The sequence below is a fragment of the Pseudotabrizicola alkalilacus genome, from assembly GCF_003443995.1.
GTDB classification, from domain to species: Bacteria; Pseudomonadota; Alphaproteobacteria; order Rhodobacterales; family Rhodobacteraceae; genus Pseudotabrizicola; species Pseudotabrizicola alkalilacus.
The window spans coordinates 209,456-229,744 of record NZ_QWEY01000004.1; the positions used below are offsets into that span (position 1 = coordinate 209,456).

The 20,289-nt window shown below is 62.1% G+C and carries 22 protein-coding genes and 3 pseudogenes; 13 read left to right on the forward strand and 12 right to left on the reverse strand.

Features of this window, described 5'->3' with window-relative positions:
* The first annotated feature begins 232 nt into the window (after positions 1-232).
* The 5 genes from D1012_RS09805 (at position 233) to D1012_RS09825 (ending at position 5,595) form a co-directional block, all read left to right on the forward strand.
* The gene (locus tag D1012_RS09805) at positions 233-1,243 is read left to right on the forward strand and encodes an ABC transporter substrate-binding protein (protein ID WP_118151603.1); all 1,011 of its coding nucleotides are present in this window, start codon (positions 233-235) and stop codon (positions 1,241-1,243) included.
* 86 nt (positions 1,244-1,329) lie between these two features.
* Positions 1,330-2,775, forward strand: a complete 1,446-nt coding sequence (locus D1012_RS09810; RefSeq protein ID WP_118151605.1) for an ATP-binding cassette domain-containing protein — start codon at positions 1,330-1,332, stop codon at positions 2,773-2,775.
* Complete coding sequence (locus D1012_RS09815) at positions 2,772-3,713, forward strand: ABC transporter permease (protein ID WP_118151607.1); 942 nt, start codon at positions 2,772-2,774, stop codon at positions 3,711-3,713. The genes D1012_RS09810 and D1012_RS09815 overlap by 4 nt, the downstream gene beginning before the upstream one ends.
* Complete coding sequence (locus tag D1012_RS09820) at positions 3,710-4,651, forward strand: ABC transporter permease (RefSeq protein WP_118151609.1); 942 nt, start codon at positions 3,710-3,712, stop codon at positions 4,649-4,651. Before D1012_RS09815 ends, D1012_RS09820 begins: the two co-directional genes overlap by 4 nt.
* 11 nt (positions 4,652-4,662) lie before the next feature.
* Positions 4,663-5,595: an SMP-30/gluconolactonase/LRE family protein gene (locus D1012_RS09825; RefSeq protein ID WP_118151611.1), complete on the forward strand. Its 933-nt coding sequence runs from the start codon at positions 4,663-4,665 to the stop codon at positions 5,593-5,595.
* 23 nt (positions 5,596-5,618) lie between these two features.
* Here the strand turns inward: D1012_RS09825 and D1012_RS09830 are convergent, their stop codons facing one another.
* Complete coding sequence (locus tag D1012_RS09830) at positions 5,619-6,632, reverse strand: cyclase family protein (protein ID WP_118151613.1); 1,014 nt, start codon at positions 6,630-6,632, stop codon at positions 5,619-5,621.
* A gap of 1 nt (position 6,633) precedes the next feature.
* The gene (locus tag D1012_RS09835) at positions 6,634-7,548 is read right to left on the reverse strand and encodes a 3-hydroxyacyl-CoA dehydrogenase NAD-binding domain-containing protein (RefSeq protein WP_199489468.1); all 915 of its coding nucleotides are present in this window, start codon (positions 7,546-7,548) and stop codon (positions 6,634-6,636) included.
* A 95-nt stretch (positions 7,549-7,643) separates the two neighbouring features.
* On the opposite strand from D1012_RS09835, the gene D1012_RS09840 reads away from it, so the two are divergent.
* From D1012_RS09840 to D1012_RS09855, 4 genes are read left to right on the forward strand one after another with little or no spacing between them, the layout of a single operon-like run.
* Positions 7,644-8,969, forward strand: a complete 1,326-nt coding sequence (locus tag D1012_RS09840) for a short-chain fatty acid transporter (protein WP_118151617.1) — start codon at positions 7,644-7,646, stop codon at positions 8,967-8,969.
* Positions 8,970-8,973: 4 nt separating this feature from the next.
* Complete coding sequence (locus D1012_RS09845) at positions 8,974-9,279, forward strand: YciI family protein (protein WP_118151619.1); 306 nt, start codon at positions 8,974-8,976, stop codon at positions 9,277-9,279.
* Positions 9,280-9,570 (forward strand): muconolactone Delta-isomerase, encoded by a 291-nt coding sequence (gene catC / locus D1012_RS09850; RefSeq protein ID WP_118151621.1) that lies wholly within the window; start codon positions 9,280-9,282, stop codon positions 9,568-9,570.
* Entirely contained in the window at positions 9,567-10,283 is a 717-nt protein-coding gene (locus tag D1012_RS09855; RefSeq protein WP_118151623.1) for an SDR family NAD(P)-dependent oxidoreductase, read from the forward strand. The genes catC and D1012_RS09855 overlap by 4 nt, the downstream gene beginning before the upstream one ends.
* Before the next feature lie 23 nt (positions 10,284-10,306).
* On the opposite strand, the gene pcaD is transcribed toward D1012_RS09855, so the two are convergent.
* The 8 genes and pseudogenes from pcaD to D1012_RS09895 all read right to left on the reverse strand — a co-directional run bounded on the left by pcaD (position 10,307) and on the right by D1012_RS09895 (position 16,551).
* A complete protein-coding gene (gene pcaD, locus D1012_RS09860) occupies positions 10,307-11,092 on the reverse strand; it encodes a 3-oxoadipate enol-lactonase (protein WP_233517078.1) in 786 nt (261 codons plus the stop codon).
* Position 11,093: 1 nt separating this feature from the next.
* A complete protein-coding gene (locus D1012_RS09865) occupies positions 11,094-11,999 on the reverse strand; it encodes a LysR family transcriptional regulator (protein ID WP_118151626.1) in 906 nt (301 codons plus the stop codon).
* Between the two features lie 112 nt (positions 12,000-12,111).
* Positions 12,112-12,558: a phosphatase domain-containing protein gene (locus D1012_RS09870; protein ID WP_118151628.1), complete on the reverse strand. Its 447-nt coding sequence runs from the start codon at positions 12,556-12,558 to the stop codon at positions 12,112-12,114.
* A pseudogene (locus D1012_RS09875) lies at positions 12,555-13,159 on the reverse strand (histidine phosphatase family protein). The gene D1012_RS09870 and the pseudogene D1012_RS09875 overlap by 4 nt, the downstream one beginning before the upstream one ends.
* Before the next feature lie 64 nt (positions 13,160-13,223).
* Positions 13,224-13,681, reverse strand: a pseudogene (locus D1012_RS09880) (ABC transporter ATP-binding protein).
* Positions 13,669-14,897, reverse strand: a pseudogene (locus D1012_RS09885) (ABC transporter permease). The pseudogenes D1012_RS09880 and D1012_RS09885 overlap by 13 nt, the downstream one beginning before the upstream one ends.
* A gap of 113 nt (positions 14,898-15,010) precedes the next feature.
* A complete protein-coding gene (locus tag D1012_RS09890; protein WP_118151630.1) occupies positions 15,011-16,117 on the reverse strand; it encodes a tyrosine-type recombinase/integrase in 1,107 nt (368 codons plus the stop codon).
* A gap of 215 nt (positions 16,118-16,332) precedes the next feature.
* Positions 16,333-16,551 carry a hypothetical protein gene (locus tag D1012_RS09895; protein WP_118151633.1) on the reverse strand — a complete coding sequence of 73 codons (219 nt, stop codon included), beginning with the start codon at positions 16,549-16,551 and terminating at the stop codon, positions 16,333-16,335.
* Between the two features lie 175 nt (positions 16,552-16,726).
* On the opposite strand from D1012_RS09895, the gene D1012_RS09900 reads away from it, so the two are divergent.
* Genes D1012_RS09900 through D1012_RS09915 form a run of 4 tightly spaced genes read left to right on the forward strand, consistent with a single transcriptional unit; the run spans position 16,727 to position 18,345 of the window.
* Positions 16,727-17,161, forward strand: coding sequence for a helix-turn-helix domain-containing protein (locus tag D1012_RS09900; protein ID WP_147335659.1), 435 nt, complete (start codon positions 16,727-16,729; stop codon positions 17,159-17,161).
* Entirely contained in the window at positions 17,161-17,718 is a 558-nt protein-coding gene (locus D1012_RS09905) for a hypothetical protein (protein ID WP_118151637.1), read from the forward strand. Before D1012_RS09900 ends, D1012_RS09905 begins: the two co-directional genes overlap by 1 nt.
* A gap of 42 nt (positions 17,719-17,760) precedes the next feature.
* Positions 17,761-18,036, forward strand: a complete 276-nt coding sequence (locus D1012_RS09910; protein ID WP_118151639.1) for a type II toxin-antitoxin system RelE/ParE family toxin — start codon at positions 17,761-17,763, stop codon at positions 18,034-18,036.
* Between the two features lie 9 nt (positions 18,037-18,045).
* The gene (locus tag D1012_RS09915) at positions 18,046-18,345 is read left to right on the forward strand and encodes a HigA family addiction module antitoxin (protein WP_118151641.1); all 300 of its coding nucleotides are present in this window, start codon (positions 18,046-18,048) and stop codon (positions 18,343-18,345) included.
* A 219-nt stretch (positions 18,346-18,564) separates the two neighbouring features.
* Here the strand turns inward: D1012_RS09915 and D1012_RS23215 are convergent, their stop codons facing one another.
* Both D1012_RS23215 and D1012_RS09925 read right to left on the reverse strand, forming a co-directional pair.
* Positions 18,565-19,020, reverse strand: coding sequence for a DUF4399 domain-containing protein (locus D1012_RS23215; protein ID WP_354002033.1), 456 nt, complete (start codon positions 19,018-19,020; stop codon positions 18,565-18,567).
* A gap of 119 nt (positions 19,021-19,139) precedes the next feature.
* Positions 19,140-20,195: an alpha/beta hydrolase gene (locus tag D1012_RS09925; RefSeq protein ID WP_233517080.1), complete on the reverse strand. Its 1,056-nt coding sequence runs from the start codon at positions 20,193-20,195 to the stop codon at positions 19,140-19,142.
* Between the last annotated feature and the right edge of the window lie 94 nt (positions 20,196-20,289).

The window sequence follows — 20,289 nt, forward strand, 5'->3', positions numbered from 1 at the left end:
AAGTCTCGCCAGACCTACAGCATTCATCGCACCGCCCTTGCGGGAACCCGCAGATTCGCGGCGAAATCCCGCAAATGTACTGCCTGATAAAACCTGTACAGACTCTGGCTTCTCGCCCATCCTGATCTTGTTGGGAGGAGGAAGCTCAACAGGAAGACAAGCAGAATTCGGCCGCCCCGCGAGGCGGCAAAAGAAAGGCTGCCACGCGCGCAGCACACTTAGGGAGAGAGACATGAATACCAGAACGATGTTGCTGGCCTCGGCCACGATCCTTGCTGTGGCGATGCCCGCATTGGCAGAGACCTCTGATAAAACGATTGCCCTTTCAAACAACTATGCCGGTAACTCATGGCGTCAGGCCATGCTGACCAGCTGGGAAACCATCACGGGCCCGGCGGTTGCGGATGGCACCGTCGCGGGCGCTGACGCATTTACCACGGCTGAAAATCAGGCCACCGAACAAGCGGCCCAGATTCAGAACATGATCCTGCAGGGCTATAATGCGATCGTGCTGAACGCAGCGTCGCCCACTGCCCTGAACGGTGCGGTCAAAGAGGCCTGCGATGCGGGAATTACCGTGGTGTCATTCGACGGTATCGTGACCGAGCCCTGTGCTTGGCGCATTGCGGTGAACTTCAAGGAAATGGGCCGGAGTCAGGTTGAATACCTTGCAGGGGTACTGCCCGAAGGCGGCAATCTGCTGGAAATCCGGGGGCTTGCCGGGGTGTTTGTCGATGATGAAATCTCGGCTGGCATTGCCGAAGGGGTGGCGCAGTTCCCGCAATTCAAGATTGTGGGTTCTGTGCATGGCGACTGGGCACAGGACGTGGCGCAAAAGGCTGTCGCCGGCATCCTGCCCTCGCTGCCCGAGATTGCAGGCGTTGTGACCCAAGGCGGCGACGGCTACGGCGCGGCACAGGCGATTGCTGCCACGGATCGCCCGATGCCGGTCATCGTGATGGGCAACCGCGAAGACGAGCTAAAGTGGTGGAAAGAGCAGAAAGACGCCAACGGCTATGCCACCATGTCGGTGTCCATTGCCCCCGGCGTCTCGACGCTGGCGTTCTGGGTTGCGCAGCAGATCCTTGACGGCAACGAGGTGCCGAAAGATCTGACAGTGCCATTCCTGCGCATTGATCAGGACACTCTGGAAGACAACCTTGCCAACACGCAGGCGGGTGGCGTTGCCAATGTCGAATACAGTCAGGCTGATGCCATCGCGGTGATCGACGCCGCGAAATAATGCCCTGACAGCCAGCGCGATGCGTCGCGCTGGCACCCAACCGCCATGGGCGGATGTCCTGCACCTGTCGCGATCGAAAGACCCCCATGCTCTTGCCCCCAGCCGTGTTCGAAGTTTCCGATGCCGCCGTGCGCTTTGGCGAGGTGCGGGCGCTTGACGGGGTGTCGCTTGCGATTCTGCCCGGTGAATGTATTGGCCTTGTCGGCCATAATGGCGCGGGCAAATCCACCATCGTCTCGGTCATCAACGGTGGCCTGACCCCGCAGCAGGGCGAGATTTTCAGCGATGGCACCCGGCTTGCGCCCTACGGCATCGGCGTGGCACGCAATCGCGGTGTGCGCTGTGTGTTTCAGGAGCTGTCGCTTTGTCCGAACCTGAGCATCATCGAGAATACGCGCATCATGCACCGCACTTTGGGCGGCTTTGGCTGGCGTGCGCGCGCGCGCGCGATCATAGCGGCCAGCCTTGATGCCGTGTTTCCCGGCCATGGCATTGATGTTGGCGATCAGGTCGGGGTGTTGTCGATTGCGCAGCGTCAGATGGTGGAAATCGCCATGGCGTTTTCTGATGCAGGCCAGCCGCCACGTCTGGTGATCCTGGACGAGCCAACCTCGTCCCTCGATGCCGGGCTTGCCACGCAACTGCTGGCCCATGTCCGCCGCTTTGTGGCGGCGGGCGGGGCCGTGATCCTGATTTCCCACATGCTGAATGAAATACTTGAGACCGCCAGTCGCATCGTGGTGATGAAGGATGGCAAAATCGTTGCCGAACGGGCCGCAGGTGGTTTTGACCATGCCGGACTGGTCAAGGCGATGGGCAGTGTTGCCACACATCAGGCCACAGCCCGCCGCAGCACAGGTGCAAGCCAGTCTGTGCTGGACCTGCCTATGGCCAAAGGCCAGCCGTTCCGCGCCTGCAAGGGTGAGGTTGTCGGGCTGGCGGGTCTAGGCGGCCATGGCCAGACCCGGATGCTGCTGGCGCTGTTCGATCATCACGCCCCGCAATGGTGGCCGCGCCGTGACCCCGCCGTCACCTTTGTTGCCGGGGACCGGCGCGAGAACGGCATCTTTGACCGCTGGAGCATCCTGAAGAACATGACAATTGCAACGCTGAGCGATCTGTCGCGCCGGGGGCTGTTGCAGGACGGGGCGGAAACTGCGCGAGGGGCCACATGGAAGACCCGGATTGAGATCCGCACCGCCAATATGGAAAACCCGATCCTGTCTCTGTCGGGCGGCAACCAGCAAAAGGTGTTGTTCGCCCGTGCCCTGTCCACCCGCGCGCCTGTCGTTCTCATGGATGATCCGATGCGCGGCGTCGATGTCGGCACCAAGCAAGAGGTATACGGCATCATCCGCACCGAGGCCGAAGCGGGCCGCACCTTTGTCTGGTACTCGACCGAGATGGAAGAAATGCAGCTTTGCGACCGTGTTTATGTCTTCCGCGAAGGGGTCATCGTGGCCGAACTCACCGGCGACGCGATCAGTGAGCACAACATTCTGGCCGCCTCATTCGAGGGGACGGCAGCATGAGGATTTCCACTGACATGCTTCGTATCGCCGTTCCGGTGGCGTCTTTGCTGCTGCTGCTGGCAGGGGTGTTTTATCTGCAGCCCCGGGCGATGAGCTATAACGGCCTGAACCTGCTGTTCAATCTGGCCGTACCGATTGCCTTGGCCACCATTGCGCAGATGCTGATCATGGCGGTGAACGATCTTGACCTGTCGATGGGCACCTTTGTCAGCTTTGTCGCCTGCGTGGCCGCCACCTATCTGCATGATACGCCGATCTTAGGCGTACTGGTGCTGCTGGGGGCCATCGCCACCTATGCGGCATTGGGGGTGATCATCTATTTGCGCGATCTGCCGTCGATTGTCGTCACCCTTGGGATGAGTTTTGTCTGGGGTGGGCTGGCTGTGCTGATCTTGCCTGCGCCGGGGGGCACGGCTCCGGAATGGGCGCGGGCGGTAATGATCTCGAAACCGCCGCTGGTGCCGATGGCGATCATCGCCAGTGTGCTGCTGGCGGTGTTTGCGCATCTGCTGATCATGCGCTCATCGCTGGGTGTGCTGATCCGGGGCGTCGGGGGCAACCAGCGTTCGGTGCAGCGCGCAGGATGGTCCGTCATTGCGGCCCGCGCTTCGGCCTATGCGCTGGCGGCCTGCTTTGCCGTCGCTGCTGGCATCTGCCTCGTCGGGCTGACCACCAGCGCAGATGCCAATATCGCGCTGCGCTACACATTGCTGTCGATTGCCGGGGTCATTCTGGGCGGCGGTGAGTTTACCGGCGGCCGTATCTCACCCGTCGGTGCGGTGATCGGCGCGCTGACGCTGACGCTGGCGGGGTCGTTCCTGTCATTCCTGCGGATCTCGCCCGACTGGCAGATTGGCGCACAAGGGGGGATACTGATCATCGTGCTGGCCGTGCGCCTGCTACTGAACCGTCTGGAAAGCAAAGGTGGTGCGCGATGAAAGCCCTGTTTGCAAAGCCATGGATCTGGTCCTTTGTCGCCGCAGTGTCGGTCTGGCTTGCCACCATCGGCGTCACGGGCGGGGCCTCAACCGTCGGTCTCAGTCAGGCCGCGCTGACCTTTGCCGCGTTTTCGGTGCTGGTCGGGATCGGGCAGATGTTCGTGATCACACTCGGCCCCGGTAATATCGACCTTTCGGTGCCTGCCACCATGGCGCTCGCCGGAACCGTGGCGCTGAAATACATGGACGGTCAGAACGGTCTGGTTCTGCACGGCCTGATCATCGCGATCTTCATCGGGGGCGGCGTCGGCACGCTGAATTATGCGCTGATAAAGGCACTGCGCATTCCGCCGATCATCGCCACCCTGTCCATGAGCTTTGTCGTGCAATCCGCCGCGATCTGGACCAATCGTGGGCTGCGCATCAAACCGCCGCAAGTGCTCGCCGATTTTACCACATCGACCAGCCTTGGCATTCCCAACATTGCCCTTGTTGCGCTGCTGATGTCCGCGGTTGCTTGGGTGCTTTTGCATCGCACCCCTTATGGCCGCTGGATCATGGCCATCGGCCAAAGTCTGCCCGCCGCCCGGATGGCGGGCATTGCGGTGGATGGCAACCGTTTTGTCACCTACCTGTTCTGCGCCATTCTCGCCGCCATCTGCGGCTATCTTCTGGCCTGTTTCTCGGGTGGGGCGGCGCTGAATATGGGGTCCGAATACCTGCTGATGTCGATTGCCGTTGTGGTGATCGGTGGCACCGCTGTGGCGGGCGGTGACAGCAACGTGCCGGGCATCTGGGGCGCGTCTTTGTTCATGTTTCTGGTTGTGTCGATGCTGAACACCTACGGCGTCGGCGCCGGTGTCCGCCTGATCATGACCGGCGTTATCATCATCACCGTCATCCTGTTGGCCAGTGGCCGCAAAGACGCCATCCGCTAAGAGGACTTCCCATGGCCGCCCCTCTCTATCAGATCGATGATCCCGCCTTTTCAAACCTAATTATCGGGTCAGCCGCGCTGGACCAGCTTTACACCGGCTGCCGCTGGACCGAAGGTCCGGTGTGGTTTGACGATCTGCAATGCCTGTTGTTCAGCGATATTCCCAACCAGCGTATTCTGCGCTGGGCAGCAGATGCGGCATCGGCTGTCGGCGGGGGGGGCAGCGTGACAACCTTTCGCCAGCCATCGCAGTTTGCCAACGGGCAGACCCGTGACCGTCAGGGGCGTCTTGTCACCTGCGAACACGGCACGCGTCGGGTGGTCCGTACCGAAACCGATGGCACAACCACCGTGCTGGCCGAGGCGTATCAGGGCAAGCGGCTGAACTCTCCCAATGATGTTGTGGTTCACCCCGACGGCAGCATCTGGTTCACCGACCCGACATATGGGATTCTGTCGGATTATGAGGGGTATCAGGCCACGCCGGAACAACCCGTTCGTGGCGTCTACCGGGTGGATGGCGCAACCGGCGCAATCACGCGCGTTGCTGATGATTTCACCCAACCCAACGGGCTTGCGTTTTCAGCCGATGAATCAACGCTTTACGTGGCCGACTCTGGCGCAAGCCATGACCCCGACACGCCGCGCCATATCCGCGCCTTTGATGTGCAGGATGGCAGACTGTCGCGCGACCGGGTGTTTGCGCTGATCGACGCAGGCGTGCCGGATGGCATCCGCACCGATCTGGCCGGAAATCTGTGGTCCAGCGCTGCCGATGGCGTGCATTGCTTTGGCCCGGATGGGCATCGTCTGGGCAAGATACTGGTGCCCGAGACGGTGGCAAACCTGTGCTTTGGCGGCCCGCGCCGCAACAGGTTGTTTATCACCGCTACATCGTCGCTTTATGCCATCTACCTGACCACCACCGGCGCACAGCGACCCTAGCGGACAGGCGCAACCGAGGTTACTCAGATCGTTGCAATGGGCGTGACGGGAGATCCGATCGCGCCCGGAAGGCGCAGCGGCGGCGCGGTCAGAAAGACCGCGTTGCGCCCGCGTTCGGCCAAAGCCCCGGCCAGATCGCGGAGGTACCACAGCTCGGCCAGCGGCATCCCCAGCTTGAACAGGCAATGATGGTGTAGCGGCAGTCTGAAGCAACAATCATCCGGCGACAGATGCGGGTTTTCAACCGCGTAATTGTCAGCGGCAATCGCCGCGATGTTGCTGTCGCTGATCCAGGTTTTCAAGGCCTCATCGGTGCCATCCAGCACCGCGCCGGTCTGGTCCAGCCGTTCGGGGTCGGGCGCGCTTTGCATGTCCCACAGCGCCTCGGCATAGCCGGTCCGCAGCATCAGGATGTCCCCCTGCCGCACCTCGACTTGCTGGGCCGCGATCACCGACAGAAGATCGTCAAGGCCGACGATCCGCCGGTCGGGGCCAAAGGCACGCAGCAGATCGACCAGCACGCCGCGCCCCTGCACACCGCTTTGCGCCATGGCCGACACCGACAGCCGCCGTGCAAACGATCCATGCGGGCTGCCCTCGGTCTGGCCCTCGACATCGGTGCCGGCGCGGAATCCGTTGTAATAGACCGGCTCGGCCACGCCGTCTCCGTCAGCGTCGAACAGCGCGCCGACATGTGCCAGAGAATCCCATTGGGTGGAATACTGGGTCGACAGCAGCACCTGATCATCGCTGAGCACGTCCTGCAGCCCTGCTGCGACATTCTCCAGCGGGTAATTGATATAGGGCGTGTCGCCCAGAAAGGTCGGCTGAAGCCGGGGCGGTTTGCGGCGCGGGTGAATGGTGACGGTGCCGGGAATGTCCAGCGGCAGCGACAGGCAGAACGCCAGCCCCTCGCGGATTTCGGCGGCAGCGGCGCGGCGCTGGTCGGGGCCGATGTGGTTGAGGGTGCCAAGCTCGTCATCAGGGCCAAAGCGGCCCCAGTTGGACCCGTCGGGGCGGTGTTTCCAGCGTTGCATTCTACTCTCCCTCTTTCATCTCTTGCGCGGTCAGATCGCGGATCAGCCCCGCAAGCGCCGCTTCTGCGGTCCGGACCCGCTGTTCGCGCGTCGCGTCCCAGTCGTAAAAGCCGCGCCCGGTTTTGCGGCCCAGATCCCCCGCCGCCACTTTGGCCCGCAGGGTCGGAGCCGGGCTAGTCGTGGATGACAGGCCGGGATAGAGGTAATCTGCGATGGCAAGATGGGTGTCCAGCCCGTTCAGATCGCGTTGCAGAAATGGACCAAAGGCCGCCATCCGCACCCCGATCGACCAGCGCAGGATGTCGTCAATGGTCGCGGCATCGGCGACACCTTCCTGCAGCAGGTGAAAGCATTCCCGCATCATTGCGTGCTGGATGCGATTGGCGACAAAGCCCGGCACTTCGCGGTGCAGGATCGCGGGCAGCTTGCCCGACCGGCGCAGAAGCGTGGCCAGATCGTCCAGCCGCGCTGCGGGCATACTGGCCGAGGCGACGAGTTCCACCACCGGAATCACATCCGCCGGATTGAAGAAATGCGCGATGGCCAGCCGCTCCGGGTGGGCCATGCTTTCGGTCAGCTCTGTCGTCGTCAGCCCCGATGTGTTGGAGGCGATCAGGGTATCGGGCCGGAAAAACGATTCCACCGCGGCGAGGGCGGCCCGTTTGATGTCCAGCCGTTCCGGCACGGCTTCGATCACCAGCGGGCAGTCGCGCCAGTTGTCAGGCAGGTCGGCGAAGGCAGTTACCAACAGGGGCGTGGGGCCTGATAATACGGCGGGCGCCAAAAGAACCCGTGCGTTTTCAAGGCTCTTGGGCGATGGGTCGATCACCGCGACCACAAACTCCGCCCGCAAGAAATGCCGCGCGAGGCCAAGGCCCATCACACCGGCTCCCAGTATGGTCACACTGTTCTGCATCATATGCTCCGGTCAATTTATACGTTGACAATATAACTGATAAGTTTTGATAAGCATATAACATAAGGCTCGGGGAAGCCTTTGAAGGAGAACAGATGAACACGCTTGCGAATTTCTTCATGCGGATCATGAGCCGCTACATGCCCGACCCGCTGGTTGTGGCGATCATCCTGACGGCGCTGACCATCGTCCTTGCCGTATTCGGTCAGGGCACAGGATTCCTGGAAGCCACGCAATACTGGGGCAAGGATTTCTGGAGCCTGCTCGCCTTTACCATGCAGATGACGATCATTCTGCTGGCGGGTTATATCCTGGCCCGGACGCCGCTGGTGAACTGGCTGATGGACAAGCTGATTGCGCCGGTCACCACCCCACGCGGGGCGATCATTGCCGCCACCATGATTGCGGGGGTGGCGACCTGGATGAACTGGGGCTTTGGTCTGGTGATCGGTACGCTGATCGCGCAGAAACTGGGGCACAAGGTCAAGGGGTTGCACTATCCGCTGGTGATTGCGGCGGGCTATTCCGGCTTTGCGATCTATGGCATCGGCCTGTCGGGCTCGGTGCCGCTGCTGATCAACACCCCCGGACACTTTCTGGAAGAAACCATCGGACTGGTGCCACTGTCGGAGACGATCTTTTCGCCGATCATGCTGATCACCAGCGCGCTGGTGGTGCTGACGCTGCCGTTCTTCAACGCGATGCTGTTGCCGAAAGATCCGGCTGACATCAAAGAGGTGAATGCCGGTGAGCAGGCGCGGGTGACCGAGCCGGATACGAGCCGCGACTCGATTGCCGAAAAGCTGAACAACAGTGTGATCATCGGCGTTGGCACCGGCTTGTTCGGGGTGCTGTATGCCGTTCTCTATCTGTGGAACGGCGGTGCCATCACGCTGAATTTTGTCAACACCGTCTTTCTGTTCCTCGGCATCCTGCTGTTTGTGACGCCCAACCGCTTTCTGGCGGCGCTGAATGACGGGGTGAAGATTCTGGGCGGCGTGATCATCCAGTATCCGTTCTATGCCGGTATCCTGGGTATCCTGTCCGGTTCTGGCCTGATCGTGACCTTTGCCAGCTGGTTTGTCAGCATCTCGACCGCCGAGACGCTGCCGATCTGGTCGTTCATCTCGGCCGGTCTGATCAACATCTTTGTGCCCTCGGGTGGCGGGCAGTGGGTGATTCAGGGCCCGGTGATGATGGAAGCCGCGCGCCAGCTGGGAGCACCGATCCCCGCGACCGCTGTTGCGGTGCAGATCGGTGATCAGTGGACCAACATGGTGCAACCGTTCTGGCTGCTGCCGGCACTGGCGATCTCGGGGCTGAAGCTGCGCGACATCATGGGCTATATGGTGCTGATTCTGCTCTATCTGGGCGTGATCTTTGGCGGGGCCGTCGTGATCTGGGGTCAGATGGGGGCCTGATCTGATGCCATACATGATCGAGACATTCGACAAAGCCGAAGCCGGAGACCTGCGTCTCCGGCTTCGGCCCGCGCATCTGGAGTATCTGGAGGCGCAGCGGCACCTGCTGCTGGCCTGCGGGGCCAAGCTTTCGGATGACGGGCAGGCGGCAAGTGGCGGGCTGTATCTGGTGGCAGTCGAGAGCCGTGCCGAGGCCGAGGCCTTTATTGCCGCCGACCCGTTTCATCAGGGCGATCTGTTCGAGCGGGTGTTCGTGACCCGCTGGCGGCAAGCCTATCTGGACCGACGCAACACGCTGAATGAGGGATAAATGCTGTATCAAGTGGAAATGACCGTTCTTCTGCCGACGGATATGCCCGAGGCCGAAATGGCGGAGATCAAGGCACGCGAAAAGGCCTATGCGCAGGATCTGCAGCGGCAGAAAATCTGGCGGCACATCTGGCGGGTTGCCGGGCAGTACAAGAACATCTCGATCTTTGATTGCCGTGATAACGCACATCTGCATGAGGTACTGACCGGATTGCCGCTGTACCCCTGGATGAAGATGGATGTGGTGCCATTGTGCCGTCACCCCTCGTCGATCCATGAGGATGACAGGTGACGCAAACCGCTGTCATCACCGGGGGCGCGCGCGGGATTGGGGCTGCCATCACCGCGCGGCTGGCGGCAGATGGCTTTCGGACCATCGTTCTGGATATCGCCCGGCCCGAAGGGCAACCGGACCAGTTCGTGCAGGTGGATCTGTCTGACGCCGGGGCGGCGGTCGCAGCGGCTGCGGCGATTGCAGCGGCGGAGCCGGTGAGCTGTCTGGTGAACAATGTCGGGCTGGTCGCCCCGGCGGCACTGGAGGATGTGGCGCTGGAAGATTTTGACCGGCTGTTCCACATCAACCTGCGGACCTCGCTGATCTGCGCGCAGGCCTTTGTGCCGGGAATGAAGGCGGCGGGGCAGGGCCGGATCGTGATGAACACCAGCCGCGTTACCTTGGGCAAGGAACTGCGCACGCTGTATAGCGGAACCAAGGGCGCGGCGCAGGCGATGGCGCGGACCTGGGCGCTGGAACTGGCGCCGTTCGGGATCACGGTGAACTGCGTCGCCCCCGGCCCGATTGGCACGCAGGCGTTCTGGGCCAACAATCCGCCAGACGCGCCGCTGACCCGCCAGATCATCGACAAGGTGCCGGTGCGGCGGATGGGCGAGCCAGAGGATGTGGCGAATGCGGTGGCGTTCTTTTGCGCGCCCGCCGCCGGTTTTGTGACCGGGCAGACGCTGTTTGTCTGCGGCGGGGTGACCGTGGGCCTGTCCGGCGACTGAGCGCAGCCGCCGGACCTGCCGTTTCAGGCCAGGTGCTGCTTGAGCAGCGATACAAAGGCGTCGGGCTGCTCGACACAAGGCAGGTGGCCCGCATCCGCGATTTCGGCAAAGGCAGCACCGGGGATGCGGTCTGCCATGGCGCGCACCAGCGCGGGCGGGGTAGAGGCATCGTCGCTGCCGACAACCACCAGCGTCTTTGCCGTGATCCGCGCCAGATCATCCGTGTAATCCGCATCGCGGATCGCGGCGCAGACATCGGCATAGCCCTGCGCCGGGGTCCGCTCCAGCATCATGCGCCACATCTGGAAATCTGGCGTGGCCGCATAGCCCGGGGCGAACCAGCGCGACAGGATCGCATCGGAAATCGAGGCGATGCCTTGATCCAGCACCGCCGCGATGCGGGGGTTCCAGATCTCGGGCGATCCGATCTTGGCGGCGGTATCGGACAGCACCAGGTGCGGCATCGCGTCCGACCGGCGCAGGGCCAGCCGCTGCAGGATCAGACCGCCCACAGACAGGCCCACGCCGACAAAGCGGGCAATGTTCAGATGATCCAGCAGCATCTCGACATCATCTGCCATCGTCTCGATGCTCAGCCCGGTGCGCGCGACGCTGAGGCCATGGCCGCGCTTGTCATGGCGCAGAATGCCCCAGTCTGCGGGCAGGCGGGCGATGACCCGGTCCCAGACCCGCAGGTCGGTGCCCAGCGAATTGCCAAACACCAGCACCGGGGCCGCGCCCTGTGCGGGGCGGTAGCCAAAGTGCAGGCCATCGCAGGCGGTAAAGGTTTCGGAAGTCATGGTCGGCATGTCAGAGTCCTTCGGTCGCAATCGCCTCGATACTGGCGAGAAACAGGTTCAACGGCGGGCTTTCGCGGTCGCGGCGATAGATCAGGGCAATCGGGGCGGTCGCCGTGGTGCCGCGCAGCGGGCGGTAAACCACACCCGGCAACAGCGCATTGCGCATCGATTCCGGCACAATCGCCACCCCCAGACCGGCCCCGACCAGTGCCACGATCGCCGCAAACTGCGGCGCGCGGTGCACGATGTTCGGCGTGATGCCAGCCTCGGCCCAGGCGGCATGGGCGGCGGCGGAAAAGCCGGTGTTTGGCGGCAAGTGAGTGGCGATGAAATCCGCGCCACCCAGATCGGACAGGCTGACCTCGGCCTCACCGGCAAGCGGATGGCCATCGGGCAAAGCGATCCAGAGCGCTTCGTGGTGCAGGGTCCGGGCGACGATCTCGGGCGGGACGTCGGGATAGGGCAGCCGCACCAGACCGACATCCAGATTGCCCGCCGCCACTTCGGGGAACTGGCGGTCCAGATCCATCATCACAAGCCGCAGGTCGATCTGCGCTGCGCGTGAGCGGAAGTTGGCCAGAATGCGGGTCAGCACCCCGTTGAAGGCGACCGCACCGACATAGCCCAGCGACAGCTCTCCCAGCAGCCCGCGCCCGGCGCGCAGGGCGACATCCTCGGCCCGCCGGGCATGGCGCACGACCGCACGGGCATCGGGCAGGATCAGCAGCCCGGCAGGCGAGATCGACACCCGGCGACGGGTACGGTCAAACAGCAGCGCGCCGACAATATCTTCCATTTGTTTCAGCTGCTGGGTAAGCTGAGGCTGTGATATTCCCAGACGCATCGCGGCACGACCGAAATGCAGGTCTTCTGCCAGAGCGCACAGCAACTCATAGTGCTTTAATGTCAGCAACATATATCCCCTGCAAATCAATGCGCCAGCATGATTTGAATAATCAATAAGATATATCGCCTTGTGATTCAACAAACATGACAGGCACTGACAGCAGCTTGCAGCAAGACAGGGTTCAGAAATCTCTCGGCGCGCATTGCAGGCAGGTCAGCCCGGCGGCGCGCCAGAAAGCCACGACCGAGGTGCGGTCGTCCACCACCAACCAGGGCGCGTGACCATCGGCACGGATGCGCTCCAGCGCACGCGCCTTTGCGTCCGGGTCGGGCAAGGCATCCTCGTCGGGCTGGCGCAGGTAGATCGCGTCAAAGGGGACGCCTGCGCGGTGCAGCCAGTCTTCGGTCCGGGGCTGCCAGCCTGCCGGGCGACCAGAGCAGATCACGATGCCCTCACCCTGCGCCTTCAGATGCAGCAACAGCCGCACGATGGGCAGGATCGCCGGGGCATCGGTCATGGCGTCATGAAAATCATCCCAGCGCTTTTCCACCCCATGCACCAGATGGCCCAGCCGGTCGGCGTCAAAGGTGGCGAGGGTGCCATCGACATCAAAGATCACACAGGTCATGACAGACTCCGTTCTGCAAACATCGGTTGTTCCCGCCAGTGCCCACCTGATCCGGCACAAGGCGCGCGGAACAGCAGCGGGGTGGCGTTGGGGGCCGAAGGCCCGGTGAAATCACCACCGGTCAGGGCGCGGGCGGCACGGATCACCCCGGAATGCGCGACGATGACCGGCAACGCGCCGTGCGCCTGCTCCAAGCACAGACACAGCGCCCCGGCGATGCGGGTCAGCAGCGGCTCCCAACCTTCGCCCCCTTCGGGTGTGGCGGTGCGTGGCGGCAGGTCTGCCAGTGGGCAAAGCTCGAACCGGCCCCAATCACGTTCGCGCAGGTCCGCCACCACATGAACCGACCGGGCGGGAAATGCCAGTTCCGCGCGCGCTGCTGCGGGCTGGTGAAAACTGTGATGGCGGCGGGCCAGGGATGTCGCGCCAGCGCCCTTGCGGTGGCAAGACCTGCCGGGGTCAGCTGTGCCTCGGTCCGCCCGGCGATCAGGTGGTCGCGATTGGCGTCGGTTTCGCCATGGCGGATCAGGCAGAAGTCTTTGGCTGGCAGGATCACAGCAGCGTCCGTCCGCCAAGAGTCAGGGTCGCGCCAGTCCTGCACGATGCGCTAGGCCATGCCTCCATCGGCGTTGGGCGTGTCGCAGATCAGGAACCGGGCTGCCGGATCAAAGGGGGCGGCGGTGAAAGGCGCTGAACGCGTCTTGCATCGCGGCCCGCAGCGACAGATCCAGATTGGCCAGCGGTTCGTCCAGCAGAAAGGCGCGCGGATCGGCCACCAGACAGCGCGCCAATGCCACCCGTTGCCGTTGCCCGCCTGACAGTTGCGCGGGCGCACAATCGGCAAAGGCGGTGAGTCCGGTCACCGCCAGCGCCTCGGCCACCCGACGCTTGCGCTCGGCGGGACAAACTGGCCGGGACCGGCCATTTGCTCGCCGTTCAGGGTGATGCTGCCAAGATCCGGCACCTCGAATCCGGCGGCCAGACGCAAAAGCGTGGTCTTGCCACAGCCCGAAGGGCCGAGCAGCGCGACGAATTCGCCTTTGGCGATGTCGGCGCTGATGTCATCCAGCGCGGGCGTCCCTGCGAATAGTTTCGACACGTTGGAAAAGCTCAATCCTGCCATGGCACGGCTCCTTTTGGCAGACGGGCGGCAGCAAGCTGCACGATCCCCATGAGAAGGATTACAGGACCCGCGATGGAGGCGGCAAGGGCCGAGGCCATCACCGTGTCACCGCTGTCTTCCAGATTGAAAATGACCACGCCCAGAGTCTCAGTGCCGCCCGCCCAGAGCAGCGCCGAAACCGTCAGCTCGTTCACTGCGGTCAGGAACACGAGGATCGCCCCCGCCCCTGCGGCGGGCGCGGCGAGTGGCAGGACGATGGTACGTAGGCGCCGCCCCAGATGCGCGCCTGCACTGGCGGCGGCCTCTTCCATCGCCGGGTCAAGCTGGCCGATGGCCGCCTGCACCGGCGCAGCATGACGACCAGAAAGCGCGACAGATAGGCCGACCAGACCATAGGCCGGGTGCCGCAGCATCAGCCGCCCCGCCAGCACGCCCAGAACGGCCACCGTTCCGATCAGCAGCGCCAGCACCGCCACCTCGGGCAACACCGCCTGCCCCATTCCCGCCAGCCGCTGATAAATCAGCGTCGGCAGGGTGGAATAGCGCGCGGGAATGCCAGCATCGCTGGAATCCCGAAATTGCCAAGCGCGGTCACAAAGGTCATCGCGGCCCCGGCGGCAAGGCTTGGCAGGCTCAGCGGCAGCACGATCTGCGCCCAGACGCGCGCACCGTGCGCGCCGGAAATCCGCGCCGCCTCGACCAGATCGCCCGGAATCATGTGCAACCCGGCGCGCAGGGTCAGAAAGACGATGGCCGCATGTTGGATGCCCAGCAACACCGCGATGCCCCAGGCGGAGTGCAGGGACTGCGGACTGCCCAGCGGCGGGGCCAGTCTCAGCGTTTTCAGCAGCACCGATGACGGCCCGGTGACCTGCATCCAGGCCAGTGCAGTGATCTGTGGCGGGATCATCATCGGGATCATCAGGCAGAACACCAGCGCCGACTTGGCGCGGATGTCGGTCAGCGCCACGACAAAGGCAAAGCTGGCCCCGATGACAATCGAGATCAGCGTCCCCGCCCCCGCCGTGATCAGCGAATGCTGGAGCGCGGTCAGCGTGCTGGGCCTTGTCAGCTCCGCAGCGGCATGATCCAGCGTCAGGCCAGTACCAAAGCCAAACGCTTCGGCCAGCAGCCGCAGCACCGGCCCCAGCGCGATCAGCATCACCGGCAGCAGCAGCAAGGGCAATTCAACCGCCGACCCGAATTTGCCTGGCATATACACCCGCGGCACGGAGTGTTCACGCAGCATGTGAGAAAGCAGAAGATCATTCAGCGTTATCTGGTGATCCCGACAGGACTTGAACCTGTAACCTGCCCCTTAGGAGAGAATCATTCATTTTCCTGATCTTTCTTTGTTTTCCTGTGCTTGGGCTTTTCGTCAGGGGTCGGCTGTACATAGTTTGTACGAAACCGCGCCCTGACATCAGCCTCATCGGTCTCTGCGTGGGCATAGATGCGCATGGGCAAATTGGGGTCTGACCAGCGCCCCGCCTTCGCTGCAGTGACCGGATCGACACCCTGCCGCACCACCAGTTCGGTAAAGAAACCGTGCCGTCCGGCGGGGTGCGCGGACAAGTAAGGGATGCCCGCCCGCTTGCAGATCGTCTTCCAGCGGTTGTTGTAGCTGGTCGGACTGCCGTAGCCGAACACGCGCGGCGACAGCAGTTGCCCCGTCTTGAGGTTCTTGGGCCGCTTGGGCTTCAGCGCGACCAGCTCGGCCATCATCTGGGGTGAAACGGTGATCCAGCCCTCCGGGTGGCCTTTCTGCGCCTTCACACGGACCTCGCAAGTGGCCGGTCGCAGATCATCGGGTTCGATGGACACGGCCTGATCGATCCGCGCTGCGGTTTCGAACATGAACCGGACCAAGGCCGCGTTGTAGGGGTCGGCAGCGGCACAGAATGCCTCGATCCAGTCGCGTGTCGCAGGGATGCGCTCGATCCGGCTGGGCTTGCGTCGCCGCTGGTCCTGCGCGATGCGCTCGAACTTGTCATAGCGCTTGACGCGCAGCAGTGGTGTGCCCTTGTGCTCATGCGCGTTGTTGATGACTGCCCGCGCCGGCGTCACGATCTCGCGCCACCAGGTATCGGTGCAGACGTTCGGCTTCAGCTTGCGGCCAAGGCTTTTCAGAAGCGCCCCCGTGATCGCCCCCAGCGGCATATCCCCGATCTCGTCCAGGATCGGCAGAAGCTGTTTCGCTGTCTTAGCGGAGGGGTGGTAGAAATCGACCACATCGGCAAAGCGCAGGCTGTGCTCTTCCCCGATCAGGTACTTGCGGACCTGAAGCTGCGTCTCGTCGTTTATCCAGTCCCTTGCGCCAGCTTCAGTAGTCGCTCGCGTGCTTTGGCGGTATGGACCGGCGATCGGTCGGCCATTGTATTCGACCCAGCCCTTGACCCAGAAGACGGAGCCACGCTTGTAGATTTCGAGCGGCATGCCTGTCCTTCCTCAAAGATGGTGTCAATCTGCGCGGGCGTGATCAGCATGGTCCGCCCCAGCCGGAAGAAGGCACCGGTGTCGTTGGCCTTCTCGCGCAGTGTTCGCTCCGAAATATCGATCCCATGGCCGGCCATGATCTCGACCCACTGGGCGGGGGTCTTGCCGATGGTGAGGATCTGGGACTGCTCCGCGTGTTCGGTGGTCGTCATCGCCTACCCTTTCCGGCCGCTGCGGGCGGTCTTGGGCGCAGCCGTGACGGTGAACTGCGAGACATACTTCTCCCAGGCCCCGCTCGGGATCTTCGGGTTCCGTTTGCCGGGGGCGGTGAAGATGTGATCCAGCATGTCTTCGCTTATCAGGTAGCGGATGTTGGTCACCGGAATGCCCACGCGATCCGCCAGTTCCTTGGGTGTTTCGAGAAGTTTGGTCATGCTTCGCGCCCTTCTGTTCTGCTCACAAAACAAGGCGATAGATTTCGTTTTGCATTCATAAAGAAACAAAACTACGCTGATCTTGGATGAATCACGCGTGTCGCCATCGTTCGTGTCACTATCAGATAGATATGATTACAAATGAGGTCAACACAAATACAAACGAAAGTTGAACATGGCTGTAGTTGGCCTTGGAAACCGCCTTGCTGCCGTCCGAAACAAGGTCCGGCTCTCCCAGGAGGAGATGTCGCAGCGCCTTGGCATCAGCCGGAGCGCCTATCAGAACTACGAACGTGGCCAGCGGGACCTGACGGCCCATCTGCTGTGGGTGATCTATGAAGAGTTCGACGTGGACCCGCTCTGGATGCTGGAGGGTGACACGGAGACCGGCAAGAGCCGCCACCATGAAGAGGCTGCCATTGCCTACCGCAGGATCGGCATCGCAGTCGAGCGTCGGATCATCGAGCGCGGCCTGACCGTAACCCCCGAGAAGAAGTGGGACGCCATCGAATTTCTGTTCGATGAGGCCCTGAACTCCGACGCCCTGGGCCCCGAGACCGAGGGGCCGGACACAACAAGAATCGACAGCATTTTGAGGCTGGTGAGCTGATGTTAGATGATGAGTTTCCGGAAGAGGTGAAGAGGCTGAAGCCGCGTAAGGTGCGGTTCAGTCGAGATGTCGAGCGGTTTCTGGGAAGCGCGCCCTCTCACCAGATGGATGACAAGTGCCACCCAAGGCCTGCCTTGCGGCCAGAACCCGGGGGCCAGAATTCGATCTGCTGCGCGGCATGCGGGCAGACGGAGTACCTGTCTCGCGGCTATTGCCGCTGCGGACACTATCTGCACGGTCAGATCGAAGATGAGTACTTGGCTTGGGAACGTGACTTGCGCGGGATGCATGAGATCATTGCCCGCGACGCGGAACGCAAGGTTAAGCCCCTTCGATGGTTGCCGCTCGTAGCCATGACCTTCATTCTGGGACCATTGCTTGTTGCTCTCTTTTCAACAACACCGTCTCTCACCACGTTCCTTTGGTGGCTTCCGGGCTTTGCCATCGTCGGTGGCGCAGCTTTGGCAGATAAGTTCATCGCGCGGCACAAGGCCGAAAGCGCTGCCTTCCTTGAAAACGCTGACTTTGAAACATTTCTTCTGGTTCGCAATGTGTAAGCTAATGCTTGACATATGTAAGCAATCAGGCTACATCTTACCATGATAAAGACGTTCGCGAACAAGCAACTGAAGGCCATCTGGGAAACGGGCAAGTCCGAGATCGACGCGAGGTTTCACAAGCGCATCCTGCGGCGGCTCGGTGCCATGGATGCCGCCACCGCGCCCGAGGACATGAACCTTCCCAGTTTCGACTTTCATGCACTGCGAGGTCACAACCCGACGCGCTACACGGTCCATGTGAACGGACCATGGTGCATCACGTTCGAGTTAAGAGATGGCGACGCCTATGTGCTGGATTTCGAGCAGTATCATTAGGAGGCGAACATGAGCCGCAACCCCGACCGCTGCCCGACGCATCCGGGTGAATTGCTCCGGGAGGATGTGATCCCCGAGACGGGCAAGTCCAAGGCCGAGATCGCGCGGATGCTGGGCATCTCCCGCCAACATCTGCACGACGTCCTAGCAGAGCGCAAACCGGTTAGCCCAGAGGTTGCTGTACGCTTGGCAAAGCTGTTCGGGAACGAACCGCTGTTCTGGATCAGGATGCAGGGTGCCTATGACGCTTGGCACGCCTCTCGAGAAGTGGATGTGTCCGGCGTGCCGACGCTGTTTGCTGCGGAATAGCTGGGGGCAAGCCGACCAGCTTTTGCAGTTCACATTTGGCGCGACCGGCCCATTGTCGCCGGTCAGGACGACCACGATGCCGCGGCGCGGCTTTCCCGAACCAGTCAATCGTGCATCGTGCAGCATTTTGTGCTAACGAAAGGCGCTGATGAGGACGAAGCGGACTGATCCGCTTCGCTTGCTAAGCTGCAGGCTGCAGGCTGCAGTGACGCAGCCGGGTTAGTTCACCGTGATTGTAATGACCTCGCTCATCACAGGCGGGTTGTGTGGTACGTGGCTCCAATCGCCAAGCAACCGTTGCAGCGTATGCGTGCCTGCAGGCAGCTCTTTGGTCACCTGCGTCTGACCGCCCCCGAAATGGACTATCTCGTCTGTCGCGGGCAGTCCGAAAGCCCTGCTGTAGTAGCGAAAATCAAGCTCTTCATAGTTACCTCCCAGAAAAATGGGCAATCGACCCACTCGTAGCGACATAGCACGCTGGTCTGTTTGGACAAAAAGCGCTCTGTGCAGGGTTGGTTTAGGCTCCAAGCCGCCATGCGGTTGTGCACCATGGCCCGCTGACACTTCGAGGTCGACCACCGACACACCCGGCCCATACCAGCCATTTCGCATTCCCAAGCATCGGGTTTTGTCCTTCTGTCTCTCGCTCGTGTTGGCAGCTATCCCGGATGTCATCGGGACGCGCGGCCGAGCGTGGCCAAGCCAAGCAAGCTTTTGAGTTGTAGTGCATGACTAGCCCCTTGACCATCTGGACGGTGCTTCAGAACCGGGTCGGCACATACCCCAAAGGGCAGTTATTCTCGCGCCGTCGGTCGAAGGCGCCATACGTTTTCGCTTTGTACAACAAGGCCCTGACGCCCGTCAGCGCGTTCGCCGGCGTTCAGGAGCCTACGCAGATCTTCGCCGACGGCACGGCTGTAGATATGATAGAGATGGCCGGTAGGGCCCTCGCTGGGCAGGTCACTAAGGTCGATGACTTCTACGCCTGTTAGTCCGGACACATCGTTTCCGGCCTCTCCGAGCCTGGGATAGCCGTGCAGTTGCGCCGAGAGCGCCAGCGGCCTGTCTCCCGTCGTGGCGTAGATCGTTATGCTCTCCGCTATTGGGGCGATGCGAGGCAGGATGCGCTCGAAGATCCCGAAATCCACATCCGGGGCCAGCAGCACGACATGGCCGAGCCGGATGTCGGGATCCCGGTTGGCCACTTCGGCCAGAGCAAGAATGACGCCGCGCGCGCCCAAGCTGTGTCCGATCACATCGACATTTTTGGACCCAAAGCGCTGCTCCAGTTTGATGATCGTGTCCGCCAGGTCCGGCAGGCTCCAGTAGAGGTCAGCCTCGTCATGAGTGTAATAGGCCGCTGCACCATCCGAGGGCCAGCTGAACCACAGGAAGCGCCCCGAAAGGTCGGCATTCTGCTGAAAGAGCGCTGCGCGGCGGCAGCCCTTCTCAAACCCGATATAGTAGCCGTGGACATATAGCGCCGGGCCACGTTCTCCCGCCGATGCCGCGAGCCCCTCCAGGACAGTAGCAATGTCCAGTTCCTGCACGTCCTGAACCCGGAGGAGCTCCTCTAGCAGGAAGTTGGGGGCCAAGTCCGCCAGCGGCGCAAGAACACCTAGATCTAGTTCTTCAACCCGGCACAGGCCGGCTTTCAGATCACTTCGTTCGCCGCCATAGGCGTCCCCAGGCTCTGGCGAGCCCGTTCTGTTGCGAAGCGTGAAATATGGAAATTCCAAGGACTGGATCTCCGCCTGGGCCGTGGACGACATGGGAAACGCCCAGGTTGAAACGATCAAGAAAACGATGATGCCCGTGAAGCGGGGAACGGTGAGAGGATCTAATTTCACCCTTACAGCTTACGTGAGGCTTGGCGCTCAAATCCATGGCAGACTTACTATACGGTGTTTTTGTGTAGGAGAAGTCGCAATCGCCAACAGACTT

Bases quoted from the DNA above. Each gene is read 5' to 3' on its own strand.
- D1012_RS09820 (WP_118151609.1), top strand. From the start codon at position 3,710: ATGAAAGCCCTGTTTGCAAAGCCATGGATCTGGTCCTTTGTCGCCGCA.
- D1012_RS09805 (WP_118151603.1), top strand. From the start codon at position 233: ATGAATACCAGAACGATGTTGCTGGCCTCGGCCACGATCCTTGCTGTG.
- D1012_RS09815 (WP_118151607.1), top strand. From the start codon at position 2,772: ATGAGGATTTCCACTGACATGCTTCGTATCGCCGTTCCGGTGGCGTCT.
- D1012_RS09915 (WP_118151641.1), top strand. From the start codon at position 18,046: ATGAGCCGCAACCCCGACCGCTGCCCGACGCATCCGGGTGAATTGCTC.
- D1012_RS09870 (WP_118151628.1), bottom strand. From the start codon at position 12,558: ATGACCTGTGTGATCTTTGATGTCGATGGCACCCTCGCCACCTTTGAC.
- D1012_RS09895 (WP_118151633.1), bottom strand. From the start codon at position 16,551: ATGACCAAACTTCTCGAAACACCCAAGGAACTGGCGGATCGCGTGGGC.
- D1012_RS09830 (WP_118151613.1), bottom strand. From the start codon at position 6,632: ATGCAACGCTGGAAACACCGCCCCGACGGGTCCAACTGGGGCCGCTTT.
- D1012_RS09910 (WP_118151639.1), top strand. From the start codon at position 17,761: ATGATAAAGACGTTCGCGAACAAGCAACTGAAGGCCATCTGGGAAACG.
- D1012_RS09905 (WP_118151637.1), top strand. From the start codon at position 17,161: ATGTTAGATGATGAGTTTCCGGAAGAGGTGAAGAGGCTGAAGCCGCGT.
- D1012_RS09825 (WP_118151611.1), top strand. From the start codon at position 4,663: ATGGCCGCCCCTCTCTATCAGATCGATGATCCCGCCTTTTCAAACCTA.
- D1012_RS23215 (WP_354002033.1), bottom strand. From the start codon at position 19,020: ATGACATCCGGGATAGCTGCCAACACGAGCGAGAGACAGAAGGACAAA.
- D1012_RS09845 (WP_118151619.1), top strand. From the start codon at position 8,974: ATGCCATACATGATCGAGACATTCGACAAAGCCGAAGCCGGAGACCTG.
- D1012_RS09900 (WP_147335659.1), top strand. From the start codon at position 16,727: ATGGCTGTAGTTGGCCTTGGAAACCGCCTTGCTGCCGTCCGAAACAAG.
- pcaD (WP_233517078.1), bottom strand. From the start codon at position 11,092: ATGCCGACCATGACTTCCGAAACCTTTACCGCCTGCGATGGCCTGCAC.
- D1012_RS09835 (WP_199489468.1), bottom strand. From the start codon at position 7,548: ATGCAGAACAGTGTGACCATACTGGGAGCCGGTGTGATGGGCCTTGGC.
- D1012_RS09810 (WP_118151605.1), top strand. From the start codon at position 1,330: ATGCTCTTGCCCCCAGCCGTGTTCGAAGTTTCCGATGCCGCCGTGCGC.
- catC (WP_118151621.1), top strand. From the start codon at position 9,280: ATGCTGTATCAAGTGGAAATGACCGTTCTTCTGCCGACGGATATGCCC.
- D1012_RS09865 (WP_118151626.1), bottom strand. From the start codon at position 11,999: ATGTTGCTGACATTAAAGCACTATGAGTTGCTGTGCGCTCTGGCAGAA.
- D1012_RS09840 (WP_118151617.1), top strand. From the start codon at position 7,644: ATGAACACGCTTGCGAATTTCTTCATGCGGATCATGAGCCGCTACATG.
- D1012_RS09890 (WP_118151630.1), bottom strand. From the start codon at position 16,117: ATGCCGCTCGAAATCTACAAGCGTGGCTCCGTCTTCTGGGTCAAGGGC.